Raw genomic sequence first — 15,374 nt, 5'->3', positions numbered from 1 at the left:
TAGTGTGATGCTATCGGGCTTTTTACATTTCATGCCTCTATGAGTGAAATGATTTCGCTGTAAATCTTGAAATTTCCATCTGCGGAAATAATAGGCATTTTCTCTGAATATGCGGTTGCCAGGATAAGCCGGTCGAACGGATCGCGGTGTTCTTCGTGCAGCGGAATGACATTGTAATTATCGATGTGCGCGGCAGATATTGGTATTAACCCAAAACCATCTGCGAGAATCACCTTCTCTAACTCGTTAATCGAAATCGGCAGGTCGGGGAGTTTGCCGATCTTTTGTTTGATGGCGATTTCCAGAAGGCTCACATGCGAAACAAATATGGCATGGATCGATAGCACATTAATAGTATTGGGAGATAATTTCAGCGGAGAAGTGAGCGCCCATATATAAGCACCTGGGTATCGAGCAAGTACCGCTGCATTATTTATAATCTTTTAAGTCATCCAATGGCGCATTGAAATCCTCTGGAATTTGATAGCCCTTATGAGCCAAACTCCCAAGTCTGACGCGCTTTGCTCTCACTTCTGGTGCCTTTGACTTATCCTCATTCATAAACAACACGACCACCTCCGATTTCTCGACGGTTGGCGGCGTTTCTTCCAAGGTCAGAACGCCGTTTTCGTAAGTTCCCTTCACTGCGGTGTACATATTTCGTTCCTTAGGTTTACTCAAATTTACGAATTTTAAAGATAGGTAACCTAGCTTTGACCTCACGTAAATACGATTAATCCCGGTAATTTTAAATTGGATTTAAAATTACCGGGATTAATCGTCCTGATTCCTGAAATTTTTCAACACCTTCACCCCACAATTTTTACCAATAATCAATTACAATGAATTATATCGAACTGGATTTGAAAGTAGATCCCGAGTTTTCGGAGATATTAATGGCAGAACTGGGTGAGGCAGGATTTGAATCGTTTGTCGAAACCGACGAAGGATTGCTTGCTTACATTCAGGAGGCTGATTTTAACGAACAGGCAATCCACGATTTGACAGCCAAATACCTGGATTTAACGACAATAGCCGCAACCTGGAAATCGTTAGAAAGGAGGAACTGGAACGAGGAATGGGAGAAAAGCTACGAGCCGATCGAGGTAGGTGACCAGGTACGCGTGCGGGCGACATTTCACGAGCCCGATCCCTCTTTTAAATACGATTTGCTGATCCAACCCAAAATGTCGTTCGGCACAGGGCACCACGAAACGACGTGGCTTGTGATGAATGAGCAACTTAGCCTGCCTCATGAGCGTCTTTCGATCATGGATGTAGGCTGCGGGACGGGGATACTGGCGATTCTGGCGCACAAACTGGGCGCTTCGCACTTGCTGGGCTTCGATATCGACGAATGGGCTGTGGAGAACACCCGCGAGAATTTCGCTATGAATGGGCTCGCTGCCGAGTCGGAAGTGTTTCAGGGGACGATCCAGGATGTGCCGGAAGAGAAAATTTTCGGAGGTGTCCTGGCCAATATCAACCGGAATATCCTGCTGGCGGAAATTCCGACCTATGTAAAGCACCTGGAACCTGGCGGCTGGCTTGTCACCAGCGGGTTTTATGAAACCGATCAAGCCGATATTGAAAAATGTGCAGCGGAAAACGGCTTGAAAAAGCTGAGATCCAATACGCGCAACCAATGGGCAACCGTTGTTTTTGAAAAAATCAAATAGTCCATTAGCTAATTGCTGAAAGCTAACAGCTACAAACCATGAAGATATTTCGCTTTGCTATATTGCTTTACCTGCTGACTTTTATCGGAAAAAACGCGACTGCACAAGGGGTCAAACTATCGGATGATCCCGCGCAGTTTATGCCGCAGCTCCGTAAGATTATGGACGGCAGCCGGAGCCCGCAATTCATCCGCTCGACGGCCCAGCTCGATAGCGTCTGGATGTCGGGAATCAATGCGCAGCAGCAGGCGAAATTCATTGGGATTGTCAAAACACAGGTAGCAAAAGGACAAAAAGGAGGACCTTTGCTGGCATTGCTCATTCGAAATACCCAGGCGCTGGCCAAAAAATCGCCGGATAAGCTCGATGGCTTCCTGGATATAGCGGCCAACGCCGGCGAAAAATACGACGCAAAGACTTTCCAAAAAGTACTCCAAACCAGCCTTCCGATTACCGAAAGCAACAAATTATACACCAGCAACTATAATACGCTCTATCTGCTGGGTGGGAATTTCAAATACAGGTTCGACACCAAAGCCGACACGACCGTAGCCAAAGAAACCCAGGCCGCCAACGACGGCTGGGATACGCCCGTTGATTCCAACTTCGTGATCGCGCCTACGAAATCTGTCCCTTTGCCGGTCATCGCAGGGCCGCTGATGGATCTTGAAAACGCCACTTTTGCAATGGTCGCCGGCGGCGATTCGGTTGTTTTCGGACCTGCAAATGGAAGCGTTTCGCTGCGCGATGGGGTATTTGTCGGTAAAAACGGCAAGTTTACCTGGCAAACGGCGGGGGATTCAAGCATTTACGCAGACCTCGATGCCTTTTCTTTTAATATAAATCATCCTAAACTGATTGCCGAGAACAGTACCCTGCATTCGGACAATTACCTGGCGGCTCCGGTAAAGGGAACGGTGGAATATCGCGGCGTCAAGCGCATTAAAGGCCAGCCTGCACAGTATCCGCGCTTCGTTTCGAATGATATCGATGCCAAACTGAAAGAAGTCCGCAAGAATATCGATTACCAGGGCGGCTATTCGCTCATTGGCCTGGACCGGTATAGCTCCGCCTTGAACGACAAGTACTCGACCATTAAAGTCAAATACCAGGATAAACATGCATTCACGGCGCGCAGTAAGCGTTTTGCGCTCAGAGACTCCGTTTTTACGGCCAATTTTGCACTGTTTTCGATGCCGCTGGGCGCGGACTCGCTGACGCATCAAGGCGTCACATTTAAATACAATGACGATGAAGGGCTCGTAAGGCTTGGCCGGATGGACAAAACCGACTACGCCCCACTTCCCTACCGCGATTCTTACCACAAAATGAATATCTGGTCGCAGGCCATGCGCTGGCGTTTCCCAACCGATAAGGTGGAATTTTTGCGGATTAATGGTAAAACAGAGGTACCGGTCCGCCTCGAATCTTTCGACTATTTCAAAAAGGAACGTTTCAGGGAAATCAATAAGGAGTTTGGCTTCCAGCCGCTGATTATGGCTGCGAATTACGCGCAGACAACTAAAAAGACGTCTTTCCTTCCGGAAGAACTGGCCAGCAAATTCAAGCAGAACCCGACGATCATCCGCAATGCATTGCAGAGGCTCGCGCTCGACGACTATTTCATCTACAATAAAGCAACCGATGAATACGCCTTGAGCAAAAAGGGCGTGATGTATGTCCTGGCGAACCTGGACAAAGCCGATTATGACAATTTCCAGGTAAGCGGCCAGTTTGCAGCCAACGACGAGGTTGCCAACGCGACCATTTACCTGCCCGATACCATGCTCACAGTCCTGGGTGTTTCGAGGTTCATCGTCAGCGATTCGCTGAAAATATATGCCGTCCCTTCCGACAAAAGGGTAATCATCGGTAAAAACCGCAATTTCACGCTCAATGGGCAAATGGTTGCATCCAACTACCAGTTCCGCGGCCAGAATATCAAGTTCGATTACAACCAGTTTTTTGTGAATGTAGCGCCATCGGATTCGATCACCTTTACGCCGCGCGACAAGTTTGCCAAAGGGCAGAAAGGCGAAGTCGGTGGGCATGTGAAGTATGAAAAAGGTGGTACGTTCTACCTCAGCGACCCGAAAAACAAGTCGGGGATCCAGAAAGGCATTAAAAAATCACCCAGGCTCGTCGTCCCCGACGGTATGATCGTGTACTTCGACCAGCCGGAACGAGGGACCGTGCTTTATCCGCGGGAAGTCTTTTTCAAGATTCCCAAGATCGATATGGACGGCCTCGACCAGCGTGACGTCATTTTCGAAGGTACATTTAATTCCAACGGCATTATCCCGCCTATTCAGACCATTTTGAAAAGCATGCCCGATAACTCGCTCGGTTTTGACTACAAACCGCCGGTTACTGACATGAAACTGTACGATGGCAAGGCACTGGCGAAGTTTACGGATACATTGACAATGGACAATTCCGGCTTGCATTCGAAAGCGGTATTGAAATACTTGTCGGCCTCGATGAATGCCAAAAATGTATTGCTTACCTCCGATTCGCTCATGGCGACCGGCGATGTAGCGAGCATTAAGGAGGCCACCATCGGTAAAGGCTACTTCCCCGCTGTGGCTTTGAAAGATTATGCCTTGAAATGGTACCCCAATGCGGATAGTATGTTTATCAGTACCACGGGCAAATCTTTCGCATTCCACCAGGGGACTACCAACCTGGAAGGTAGTTTGCTGCTCCGCTCGACGGGTTTATATGGAAATGGTAAGCTGAAACGCGCCGATTCCGAGCTCACTTCGCCGGATATCAAATTCAATAAAGATGGATTTCTGGCTAATAAATCCGCATTTGCGATCAATAGCGCGGATATGAAGTCCACCAAAAAGCTGCTGACCGGTAACAATGTCAATATCGATTTCAACTTCAAAACCGGTATTGCCAACTTCGTGACCGACGAGTCGGGTTTCGGCAATGATTCTTCCGGTATGCAAATCCCGACCGCTTCCTATCAGACACTCATCGGAAGCGCCAAGTGGGACATGACCAAGAAGACGATCCTCATGAAAGGTTTGGGCGAAACCTCCTCTTACACCTCCACCGATCCCGATCAGGAGGGCCTGACTTTTAATGGCTCGGAGGCGATTTATGATATTGAAAAAGTGACTTTGAACATCAGGGGCGTACCTTTCATTCAAACTGCCGACGTGAAAATCATTCCGGACCGCGGCATGGTGGCCGTGGACAGCAAAGGCAAAATCGTACCGTTGAAAAAGGCCCGCATTGAGATTGATACGCTGAATGTCTCGCACCACCTGCGCGACGCCGACATCCGTATCGACTCCCGCAACCACTTCGAAGGCTCGGCCACTTACCAGTACATTACGGCAAGAAAGGACACATTTAATATCAAAATGCAGAATTTCGAGCTCGTGGAAGTAGGTGCCGGCGAGGAAGGCAAGCGCAAGCCAAAAGATAAGGCAGCTACCCCAGGTGTTAAATACTACACCACGGCACGGGCTGATATTAAGGAAGCCGAAAACTTATTCCTTTCGCCCCGTATTCAGTATAAGGGCGCAATTAACCTCGTCGCTTACGAACCGTCGCTGAAACTGGATGGCTTTGTGAAGCCCGTGATCAAGTATCGGAAAGATTTCCAGAGTTCATGGATCGTGTACCAGGATTCTCCGGGCGAATCGGTTTCTATTAAAATCAATAAAGACCTCAAAAATGAGCACGAGATCCCGCTTTCGGTCGGGCTGCATTATAATGAAGCGAAGGGTATGTACATGAGCTTCCTGTCGCCCAAGGATTCGGACGGGGACGAGGATATCTACCAGGCGCAAGGTAACCTGAGCTATGATGAGGATAAAAAAGCATTCCGTGTAAACCCGCCACCGGGTGCCGATGGACTCATCGACGAGGGTAATGCGCTGAGCTTCGACGATAAAACCGGCCTCGCTACATTCGCAGGGCCATTCAAGCTCATGCAAGCCAACTGGCTGCAAACCGTAGGTAGTGCCGAAGTGCAGGTGGATAGCTCGAAATTCCGTTTCAACACGATGTTGCTTTTCAATGTCCCTGCATTGACACCGATTGCCCCAACGCTTGCTGCCAAAATCGTGGAAACGAATCTGGCAGAGTCCAATAGCACGGCCGCAGACGACGATCCCGACCAGCTGAACCGCAAACTGTCCGCACTGATCGGCCCGAAAGGCGTCGACGCTTATATGAAACTCACAGCCGGTGGCTACAAACCGATTTTCGAAGCTTCGCCGTTGCTCGATATGCCTATGGTGCTTTCGAATGTGAACTTGCACTGGTCGCCTGTGCATAATGCGTACTACTCGCAGGGGCCTATCGGCGTATCGCATTTCGGCCGCAACAATATCAATGCGCAAATGACCGGCGTGCTGGAACTCCGCCGCGGCGTGGAAGGTGATGAGTTTAGTCTTTATCTCGAAGCTTCTCCGGACGTATGGTATTATTTTGACCTGAAAGCAGGCGAGCTAGGTGTCGTTTCATCGATGCTCGATTTCAATGACGAGATCGTCGCAAAATCTAAGGCAGTGAAATCCAAGGACATGACCCTCGTAAGCATTGGAACTGAAGAGAAGGATATGTTTGTTAACCGATTCGACGATTTCTACCAGCCGGCGATGAAGAAAGCGAAGCTCGTGAAAACTGCGAAGAAGAAACCGGCAGCCTCCCAAACCGAAGAAAAGAAGAAAAAAGCCGAACCGACAGAAGGATTCTGATGTAATTAGCGGCATTTACAATAGTTTCTGCTAATTTTTGAAAAATTGTGCCCTGAAAGGTAGTTTTACGCGTCATTCGCTTGTAAAATCCTCCAACTATCGTATTTTTGAGAAAAACTTTTTGTAATTTAAATTTATCTTTGAATAGTACAAAATGAGTGTTGCCTTATTAATAGTTGCGATTGTTGCTGCTTATTTGCTGGGTTCCATCCCAAGTTCAGTCTGGTATGGCATTGGGTATTTTGGAATAGATGTCAGGAAACACGGCAGCGGTAACGCGGGTGCCACCAACACGTTCCGGGTATTAGGCAAACGTGCGGGGACAGTTGTAATGCTCATCGACGTACTGAAAGGCTGGACGGCCACTTGTCTCGCTTCGATGCTTTTCTATATGAACGAAATCGGCGAAACCGAGCTCCTGATGTACAAGATCATCTTCGGGATCGTCGCGATTATCGGCCATATCTTCCCAATTTTCGTGAATTTCAAAGGCGGTAAGGGCATTGCCACGCTCCTCGGAATGGTACTCGCCATTCACCCCGAGCTGGCCTCCGTTTGTATTACCATATTTATTCTGACACTAATAGCATCTCAGTACGTATCGCTGAGCTCGATCCTCGCGACACTGGCGTTTCCGGTACTTTCCTGGACCGGCGTTTTCGGACATCCTGAGCCTTTGCTGGTCGTTTTTGGATTTACCATGTTCGTTCTGGTTGTCTTTACGCACCAGAAAAACATCGGCCGGCTGCTGAAAGGCAACGAGAATCGTGTGAACATTTTCGCGAAATCGAAGGCGCGTAGCTGATATTCTTAATCTAACCCTTGTTAATCCCAACCCCTGAGGCACAACCTTAGGGGTTATTTTTTTAACTTGACCGCCGATTCAGTAAAGACTAAAAACAACCATTCAATGCAAGAATATATTGAAAAGAACCGCGACCGGTTTCTCAACGAACTACTCGATTTGCTCCGCATTCCATCCGTAAGCGCCGATTCGAAGTTCAAGCCCGACATGCTCAAAGCCGCGGAATACGTGCGCGACCGCATTGCCGAAGCTGGCGCCGACCGCGCTGAAATTTACGAAACCGAAGGACATCCAGTGGTTTACGGCGAAAAAATCATCGATCCTGCATTGCCAACTGTACTCGTTTACGGCCATTACGACGTACAGCCGGCCGACCCCTACGAACTCTGGAACTCGCCTCCGTTCGAGCCGGTGATTAAGAACGACCGCATTTACGCGCGCGGTGCCTGCGACGACAAGGGCCAGTTTTATATGCATATCAAGGCGATGGAAATCATGCTCGCTACGGGTACGCTTGCGTGTAATGTGAAGGTGATGATTGAAGGGGAAGAGGAAATTGGATCGTCGAATCTTGGGACATTTGTCCGAAAATATAAGGAAATGCTGCAATGCGATACGATCCTTATTTCCGACACCAGTATCATCGCCAACGACGTTCCATCGATCGAAACCGGTCTACGGGGACTGACATATGTCGAGGTAGAAGTAACAGGTGCTAATCGTGATCTGCATTCAGGTGTGTACGGAGGCGGTGTAGCAAATCCGATCAACGTCCTTTGTGAAATGATCGCCTCGCTGAAAGACGAGCATGGGCATATCACCATTCCGGGCTTTTATGACAAAGTTCAGGAACTGAGCGCGTCAGAGCGCGCGGCGCTGAACGCGGCGCCATTTGATTTGGAAGAATACAAAAAAGACCTCGGGATCGACGACGTTGCCGGCGAAAGAGGTTATACAACCATCGAAAGAACCTCGGTACGCCCTACTTTGGACGTAAACGGCATCTGGGGTGGCTATATCGGTGAGGGCGCGAAAACCGTGCTGCCATCAAAAGCTCACGCCAAGATCTCCATGCGCCTCGTGCCTCACCAGAACGATGACGAGATCTGCGAAATCTTTACAAAGCATTTTGAATCCATCGCACCTGCTTCTGTAAAAGTGAAAGTGGTACCGCACCACGGCGGCCTGCCCTACGTAACACCGACCGACTCGGTTGAATACCGCGCGGCCGAACTGGCCATGGAAGAGTCATTTGGCAAGAAGCCCATCCCTACCCGCGGCGGCGGCAGCATTCCTATTGTCGCGCTCTTTGAGCGGGAATTGGGATGTAAGAGCATTCTGATGGGCTTCGGGCTGGATATCGACGCATTGCATTCGCCGAATGAGAGCTATGGGTTGTTCAATTATTACAAGGGCATTGAAACAATCCCGCTATTTTTCAAGCATTATGCGGAGTTGAAAAAACCGATATAGATTTCTTTCGGTGCTCTGCACCTGCTTAATATTCCGGCATAACCATCTTTTCTACAAATCTCGCGGCGCTCTGCGCCTTAACGTAGAAGTGCAGAGCACCGTAAGATTTGTAGGTGCAGCGCACCGTAAGATTTGTCGTTAATATTACCGCCGCCTTCGCTGTTCGCGCTTCATCTTCTTCAAATTCGCAATTGCCGCCTTTGCTTCCTTGTCCTGGCTGGACTTTTTATCGGCGCGATCATCGGCCAGCTTATAGTAGCGCAGGGCTTCGTCGTAATCCTTTTTATACTCGGCGATTTTACCTAAACCTAACAGCGAGGAAACATAGTATCCTGCGTTCAGGGAGTTGGTTTGGGTAGAATAATCAATCGCCTTTTTGTAATACTCGCTGGCCGCGTCATAATTACGGTGGTAATTCATATTGTAATAGGCCAGTACATAAGCAGCGTTCCGGCCGCTTACACCCTCATAACCTGGCATTCCCTGGTTGATTTTTGCAATAATATTCTGCGCAGCCTGCTCCGCCTCCGCCATTTTGCCCGTAACAAATGCCGTCCGGCAGAAATACCGCTCAAAATAGGGATTGTTCGGGAACGTCTGCCACATGTATTTGGCCATCTCGTATGCCTTACTGTACTCGTTTTCCATGCTGTAAATCTGCAAAAGGAAATAACGGGCCTCGACGCGGGTGTAAAATGCATTGTTCCCCACTTTCTCCAACTGCTGCTCACCCAGCTTCTTGTTGCCTTTCGGGAAGAGTGCCAGGATTGGTTTCAGGATCGGGTATTCCTTAGGCACCCATTCGGCATAGTAGTTATAAAGGCCGTCGCCGAACAGCAATTCCGGCGAGAGGTCACCATTACCCTTGCATTGTTCGAAATATTTCAATGATTTTTTCCCCGCAAACGCTGCTTTAGCCCAACTTTCGCGCTCTGCATAGAGCCTACCTTTGAATGCGTAGGCGGCTGCGAGGAAGAATGCAGGTTCAATTTTGTTTTCCTGATCATCGTACAACTCTTCTGCGAGCGTAATGGTTGAATCCATCTGCGCGAGAAAGGTCTTGTCGTACGCTTCGTTTTCTGTGTTCGGTACAATTTTCCACCATTCGGCCAGACCCATCAAAAAATGGGGCATAGGGTGTTTGGGATACCGGTATTTGAGCCACCGGAACTCCGCATCCGCTTCGTAGAACTGGTAATTGTACAATTTATTGATCGCCTCGGTCGACTCGATCTGTACCCCGGGATTCTGGAGAACCATCGCATACTTCTTATCCAGCTCGGCCGAAGAATATAGTTGCGCGGTCGCAATGTGGCTTGTAATGACAGTTAAGCAGCAGAATATGATTATGTTAACAACTGATCTTCTCATAGCAGGGGTAAATCTGTCCTATTAACGCCGGATTTATATTTTGCGTTTGTCAGCAGCCCGGTTTTTAAAAAAAGAGTTAATATTGATCCTCAGAGTATTTAACACGCTCCGGCGCCCGGATTCCAACGGAGTTTTGTCGTCCGTTGGAACTTGATTCGCACTTCAAAATTATGATTAACATTCTGGATAAAACATTTGTCCCCTTTATTTCGCGCGAAACGATCGAAAAACGCATCGCCGAGTTAGCCGCCGGTATTAATTCCGATTATGCGGATTCCTGCCCCGTATTCATCATCGTCCTAAATGGCGCATTTCTGTTCGCGAGCGAGCTGGTCAAGAATATTTCACTGGCTTGCGAGATTAACTTCATACGACTTTCTTCCTATTCCCAAACATCTTCAACGGGGTCAGTACGGGAGATCATCGGGATGGACGCCAGCATTGCGGGTCGGGACGTGATTATCATTGAAGACATTGTCGACACAGGCCTTACCATGTCGCAACTGATCACAAAAGTGAAGGCAATGTCGCCCAAATCCGTTGAAATTGCTACTTTGCTACATAAGCCGGAAGCATTGAAAACGCCCGTGGATATGCGCTATGTCGGCTTCGAAATCGAAAATAAATTTGTGGTTGGCTACGGCCTCGACTACGACGGCATCGGGCGTAATCTCGACGCGATCTACGTTCTTGCCTGATCCCTCTTTTTTCAACAACGTTCTAAATTCCCAACCTTTATGCTTATCCAATTCTTTGGCGCCGCACGCACCGTAACCGGAAGCAAGCACCTCATTACCACCGAAAAAGGAACAAAAATATTGCTCGACTGCGGCCTTTTCCAGGGCATCCAGACCGACGAGTTCAACCAGGAGTTCGGTTTCAAACCCGCCGACGTCGATTACGTGATCCTTTCCCACGCGCACATCGACCACTCAGGACTGCTCCCGCGCCTCGTGCGCAAGGGCTACAAGGGGCCTATTTACTGTACTGCCGCTACCGCCGACCTTTGCCGCATTATGCTGCTCGACAGTGCCCATATCCAGGAAAAAGACCTTGAACGCATCAATAAGCGCCGTAAAAAGCAGGGCCGCCCCCTACTCGAAGAACTATACAACGCCGAAGATGCCGCGCACGCATTATCGCTTTTCAAAACCGTGCGGTACGGGCAGACATTCTTTTTGGGAGAAGAAAACGAGGTGTCTGCAATCCTGACCGACGCCGCGCATTTGCTCGGCAGCGCTGCGGTACATTTGAGCATTCCTGATGGAGGGACATTCAAACAAGTAACGTTTACCGGCGACATTGGCCGCCCCGAGGACCGCATTCTCCGGAAGCCCGAAGAGTTTCCGCAGGCTGACTATATCATCTGCGAATCGACTTACGGCGACCGGCTGCACGAAAAGGAAATCGATATGCACGCCCATTTGCTTCGTATCGTACAGGAGACCTGCATTCGCCGCCGCGGCAAGCTCATTATCCCGGCATTTGCCGTCGACCGCACGCAGGAACTTATTTATGCCCTCGATCAGCTTTCGAGCGCCGGACAACTTCCACAAATCCCGGTGTATATCGACAGCCCGCTAGCGATCCGCGCCACGGCCATTATGAAGGAACACGACGAGTGCTTCAACCCCGAAATTCTCGATTATATTGAAAAAGATGGCGACGCATTTGCATTTCCATATCTCAACTACATATCCGACGTAGAGGATTCCATCGCGCTGAACGATCGGCACGAGCCTTGCATCATCATTTCCGCCTCGGGAATGGCCGAAGCCGGGCGCATTAAGCATCACATCAAAAACAACATCGGCGATCCAAACTCGACCATTTTACTCGTGGGCTACGCATCTGCCAACACGCTCGCGGGCGCGTTGAAGCGTGGCGACAAGCAGGTGAACATTTTCGGCGAGCGCTTCGACGTCAAATGCCGCGTCGAAACGATGGATTCTTTCTCCGGACACGGGGATTACAACGAAATGATCGAATTTCTCTCATGCCAAAAGCCCGAGCGTGTAAAGGAAGTGTTCCTCGTCCACGGCGAGTACGAGACGCAAATTGCATTCAAATTGAGGCTGGAAAAGGCCGGATACCGTAAAATCCACATTCCGGCATTGTACGAAGGCGTAAAAATTTAAATTTTTCAGATTTTTTCACATTCTGAAACCCGAAACGCTTGTAAAGTCCAAAACAAGATTGCTATCTTTGCCCACCGATTTCAAGCCGAAGTGGTGAAACTGGTAGACACGCACGTTTCAGGGGCGTGTGGGGGTTGCCCCATGCGGGTTCGAGTCCCGCCTTCGGCACTAAACGGAACTTTTGCGATAAATCGCTGGAAGTTCCGTTTTTTATTTTAGCTAAATCGCTGTTTATCTGATAGATAAACGAAGCTACCTCGTTGATTTTTCCGGTTCGATAACCGTTTTCTGAAAATATGAGCTTTTCGGGAAATATCGAACCAATAATTTCCCGCTTCATTTTGATATCCGCTCCGATATAGGTCTTATCAAGCCTAGAAAGCACTGCTAGCACCTTCTCAATCATCTTATCAAGGCCCTGAACACCTCCGGCATCGTTTGTCAACTCGGTTAATCTTGCTTCCAGCCTCAGTAGTTTCTCTTCGATCTCGGTTTTGATTGTTTTGTAATCTTTGGGATCGATATCTGAAGACAACAAAAGTTCTCTGGCTTTTGCTAGCTTAGCACTAAGTTCATCGATTTTGTTAAGCAATTGCCGCTTTTCATTTTGAGATGTTTTTGCTTGATCCGAAAACTCGTCGGTAACTAATTGCCGGAATATTTCTGCCGTCGCTTTTCTCGGTGTGAATTTTTGTAGTTCACTAACAAAGGCATCGTTGATGAGCCCCGCCGGGTACCGACATCCACAGGAAGCGACACAGTGGTAGTAGTGGTAACGCCCGTTCCGGCCTTTCGAAGCGCTGGCTGTAAGCATTCGGCTACATTTGGGGCAACCCAAAAAGCCCCGGAGCGGGAACATTTCATTGGACAGCTTTTTCACGTTCGGCCTGTATCTTTTACGCCTTCCATCGATCGCATCCTGCACATCATAAAATAATCCTTCCGAAATCAACGGTTCATGCTGGCCATCTACCAAGCGGTACTCTTCATCTTTATAGCCCCTTACCACGATCTTGCCAAAGTAAACCGGGTTTCCCAACGCGCGCCAAAAACAAGTATTGCTGCATTTGAGCCCCCTCCGCTCCGCCTGCCTTCTCACTTCTTCCACGGAATAGATCCCTTTGGCTACCTCCTCAAATGCCCATTTCATCAGCCCAGCATCCGGCTCGCGTAGCGCAATATACTTTCTTCCACTTTCGGTTATCTTGTTCACATAGCCCACTGGCGCCACACCCATATACCTTCCCTCCTTTTTGGCACGTCGCATCCCATGAAAAGTATTTAAGGCCCTGCGGTCATTCTCCACTTCGGGCGCAGCCAGGTAAAAGGCCAACATCATTTTATTTTCTGGAATTGAAAGATCGAGCGGCTGCTCGATCGCCTGTGGCTCCACTCCTACTTTTCTCAGGATATTGATCATTTGATAGGCGTCGCCTGCGTTCCGGCTGAAACGATCCCATTTAGTAAAAAGCACCAAGTCTGTTTTCCCTTTCGACTTTTTCAGTTCAGCTAGTAAAACCGACCACTGCGGGCGATCAAAGGTCTTGGCTGAATGATCTTCGTAAACGACCTTTCTGACACCTATCCGGTTGATCTCGCAATATTTCCGAAGCACCTCCTCTTGTCCCCTCTGGGAATATCCTTTGTCTGCCTGTTCGTCTGTACTGACCCGCACATAAAGATCCGCTATTTTCATACCTTCAATGTCGATGAATATTGTTATTGACTCCTCCTTATAATGGGTTGGCGCGTATTAGCCAGGCTCTTTAATCACCTGGTCTACTGCTATTTTAACCATTCTCTTCAAAAAATCCAAGATCAACACTGCCTGCTCTGTCGTAATTTCCAGGCCTTCCTGTTTATACAAATGCACCACCTTCTGTGGAGAAATCCCACTTTTACCATTCTGCTCCATACCTCTCCCCTCTTATTTTGAAAATCAGGAAGCTAGTAATGATAGATTGCTTGCAAGTTCTTATCGTTCCGTAGGGAACAATAAGAATGTTTTTAAATGGATTTGGAAAGCAAAAAGGGCCTGAAAGTTCAAAGCCCTTTGAAAGAAGTCTTAATAGTCCGCGAACACATGACCATCATATTCGCTGTACCCTTCCATGAACAAATCTCTTGCGAAGGCCTCGTAGTCAAAATATCTCTCCAGGGTAGATGGCACATCTGATAGCAGTCCCGTTTCTTCAATGTACTGATAAGCATATTCAAGTGTAGCGTCTTTCCCTGATCCGCCAAAGAACCCGTGGTAACTTTCCCGGAAGTTTTCTAGCTGATCTTCCAGCTCGTATCCGTTGGACGGCCAGAAGCTAATCTGCTTGCAGTAAATTTCAAATGCTTCGGCAGCCTCATCGTCCATTTCACCGGTGGCCTCAAAGTATGCGAACGCATTTTTATCAAGGCTGCATTCTGATATCAAAAAATCCGGGATGTTTTCCCAATCCTGGAACATCAGCTCGGGATCAAATTCGTTTCGGTGGAATTCATAGCAGTCTTGCAGAAATTCCTTCAAATTTTCATAATCTGAAAGCTCAAACCACTTGCCAAACAGTGAGCCGCTATTGTATTGACCGTAAGTACCTACGTAAATTCTTGGGGCATTTTCAAGAGTTTTCATGATTGAAAGGCATTTAAGTGCTTTTGGCCCGGCATTATGCTCAGGGCAATCGCTGCCTTCCACTCAATGAAAAAATGACGGGGCTCGTCTCCTTGGTTGCAAGCCCATCCGGCGGTTTAAGGTGCGGATGGCTAATGCGGCCTCAGCTAAAAAGCCGGATGACGAAGTACAGGCTTGCAACCGTCATTTTTTCCTTTGTAACTTTCGTTTGCACTGATCGCATCTTTTAGTGACTCTTTTCGGCAATCTGAGCAACTTAAAAAAAGGCATGTAGTCACCTCTCCACCCAAATTCGATTTGCACTAATTCGCTCTTCGAACACCATTTCGGCTAATTCCAGTAGGCGTAACACCCGAGAGGAAATTGAATGAACTTCTTGTTCGCTGATATGATAGTCCGGATTGTATCTAGCCCCGAGATATGAGTCCTCCAAGAGCTCTAAAAGTCGCTCTTCATCCGGCGAACCACCAGGGAAGATGTCATTTAACTGAGGAGCTAATCTATGATTAAACCTTTTAAGTGATCTGATGGAATGCGTGCGCCGTTCGCTTCCGCAAAGCGCAA

General features: G+C 48.4%; 12 protein-coding genes, 1 tRNA gene and 1 pseudogene. 7 read left to right on the top strand and 7 right to left on the bottom strand.

Annotation, left to right across the window (positions count from 1 at the left end):
• Window positions 1–29: 29 nt before the first annotated feature.
• Window positions 30–347 (bottom strand): type II toxin-antitoxin system VapC family toxin, encoded by a 318-nt coding sequence (locus AC2YIT_RS27940; protein ID WP_430850453.1) that lies wholly within the window; start codon window positions 345–347, stop codon window positions 30–32.
• An 82-nt stretch (window positions 348–429) separates the two neighbouring features.
• Window positions 430–681, bottom strand: a complete 252-nt coding sequence (locus AC2YIT_RS27935) for a hypothetical protein (protein ID WP_430850455.1) — start codon at window positions 679–681, stop codon at window positions 430–432.
• Between the two features lie 161 nt (window positions 682–842).
• On the opposite strand from AC2YIT_RS27935, the gene prmA reads away from it, so the two are divergent.
• The 4 genes from prmA (at window position 843) to AC2YIT_RS27915 (ending at window position 8,678) form a co-directional block, all read left to right on the top strand.
• Complete coding sequence (prmA, locus tag AC2YIT_RS27930; protein WP_487281371.1) at window positions 843–1,679, top strand: 50S ribosomal protein L11 methyltransferase; 837 nt, start codon at window positions 843–845, stop codon at window positions 1,677–1,679.
• 38 nt (window positions 1,680–1,717) lie between these two features.
• A complete protein-coding gene (locus tag AC2YIT_RS27925; RefSeq protein ID WP_487281370.1) occupies window positions 1,718–6,400 on the top strand; it encodes a hypothetical protein in 4,683 nt (1,560 codons plus the stop codon).
• 154 nt (window positions 6,401–6,554) lie between these two features.
• On the top strand, window positions 6,555–7,205 hold the full coding sequence (gene plsY / locus AC2YIT_RS27920; protein WP_487281369.1) for a glycerol-3-phosphate 1-O-acyltransferase PlsY: 651 nt from the start codon (window positions 6,555–6,557) through the stop codon (window positions 7,203–7,205).
• Between the two features lie 66 nt (window positions 7,206–7,271).
• Complete coding sequence (locus tag AC2YIT_RS27915; RefSeq protein ID WP_487281368.1) at window positions 7,272–8,678, top strand: dipeptidase; 1,407 nt, start codon at window positions 7,272–7,274, stop codon at window positions 8,676–8,678.
• 144 nt (window positions 8,679–8,822) lie between these two features.
• Here AC2YIT_RS27915 and AC2YIT_RS27910 read toward each other — a convergent pair whose 3' ends face one another.
• Complete coding sequence (locus AC2YIT_RS27910) at window positions 8,823–10,049, bottom strand: tetratricopeptide repeat protein (RefSeq protein ID WP_430850465.1); 1,227 nt, start codon at window positions 10,047–10,049, stop codon at window positions 8,823–8,825.
• A gap of 170 nt (window positions 10,050–10,219) precedes the next feature.
• On the opposite strand from AC2YIT_RS27910, the gene hpt reads away from it, so the two are divergent.
• The 3 genes from hpt to AC2YIT_RS27895 all read left to right on the top strand — a co-directional run bounded on the left by hpt (window position 10,220) and on the right by AC2YIT_RS27895 (window position 12,355).
• The gene (gene hpt / locus AC2YIT_RS27905; RefSeq protein ID WP_487281367.1) at window positions 10,220–10,747 is read left to right on the top strand and encodes a hypoxanthine phosphoribosyltransferase; all 528 of its coding nucleotides are present in this window, start codon (window positions 10,220–10,222) and stop codon (window positions 10,745–10,747) included.
• Between the two features lie 39 nt (window positions 10,748–10,786).
• On the top strand, window positions 10,787–12,187 hold the full coding sequence (locus AC2YIT_RS27900) for an MBL fold metallo-hydrolase RNA specificity domain-containing protein (protein ID WP_487281366.1): 1,401 nt from the start codon (window positions 10,787–10,789) through the stop codon (window positions 12,185–12,187).
• 84 nt (window positions 12,188–12,271) lie between these two features.
• Window positions 12,272–12,355: transfer RNA gene (locus tag AC2YIT_RS27895), tRNA-Leu, on the top strand.
• A 793-nt stretch (window positions 12,356–13,148) separates the two neighbouring features.
• Here AC2YIT_RS27895 and AC2YIT_RS27890 read toward each other — a convergent pair.
• From AC2YIT_RS27890 to AC2YIT_RS27875, 4 genes and pseudogenes are all read right to left on the bottom strand, one after another.
• Window positions 13,149–13,883 (bottom strand): annotated as a pseudogene (locus tag AC2YIT_RS27890) (recombinase family protein); the annotation flags it as partial.
• 57 nt (window positions 13,884–13,940) lie between these two features.
• Window positions 13,941–14,102 (bottom strand): hypothetical protein, encoded by a 162-nt coding sequence (locus AC2YIT_RS27885; protein WP_454523545.1) that lies wholly within the window; start codon window positions 14,100–14,102, stop codon window positions 13,941–13,943.
• A 150-nt stretch (window positions 14,103–14,252) separates the two neighbouring features.
• Window positions 14,253–14,810 (bottom strand): antirestriction protein ArdA, encoded by a 558-nt coding sequence (locus AC2YIT_RS27880; protein ID WP_454523546.1) that lies wholly within the window; start codon window positions 14,808–14,810, stop codon window positions 14,253–14,255.
• Between the two features lie 274 nt (window positions 14,811–15,084).
• The coding region (locus AC2YIT_RS27875; protein ID WP_487281365.1) for a HEPN domain-containing protein at window positions 15,085–15,374 on the bottom strand (290 nt) is incomplete at its 5' end.

Source organism: Dyadobacter sp. SRI_021, from assembly GCF_057586235.1.
The sequence above is the reverse complement of the archived record's forward strand: the minus strand, read 5'-3'. Positions and strand labels throughout refer to the sequence as shown.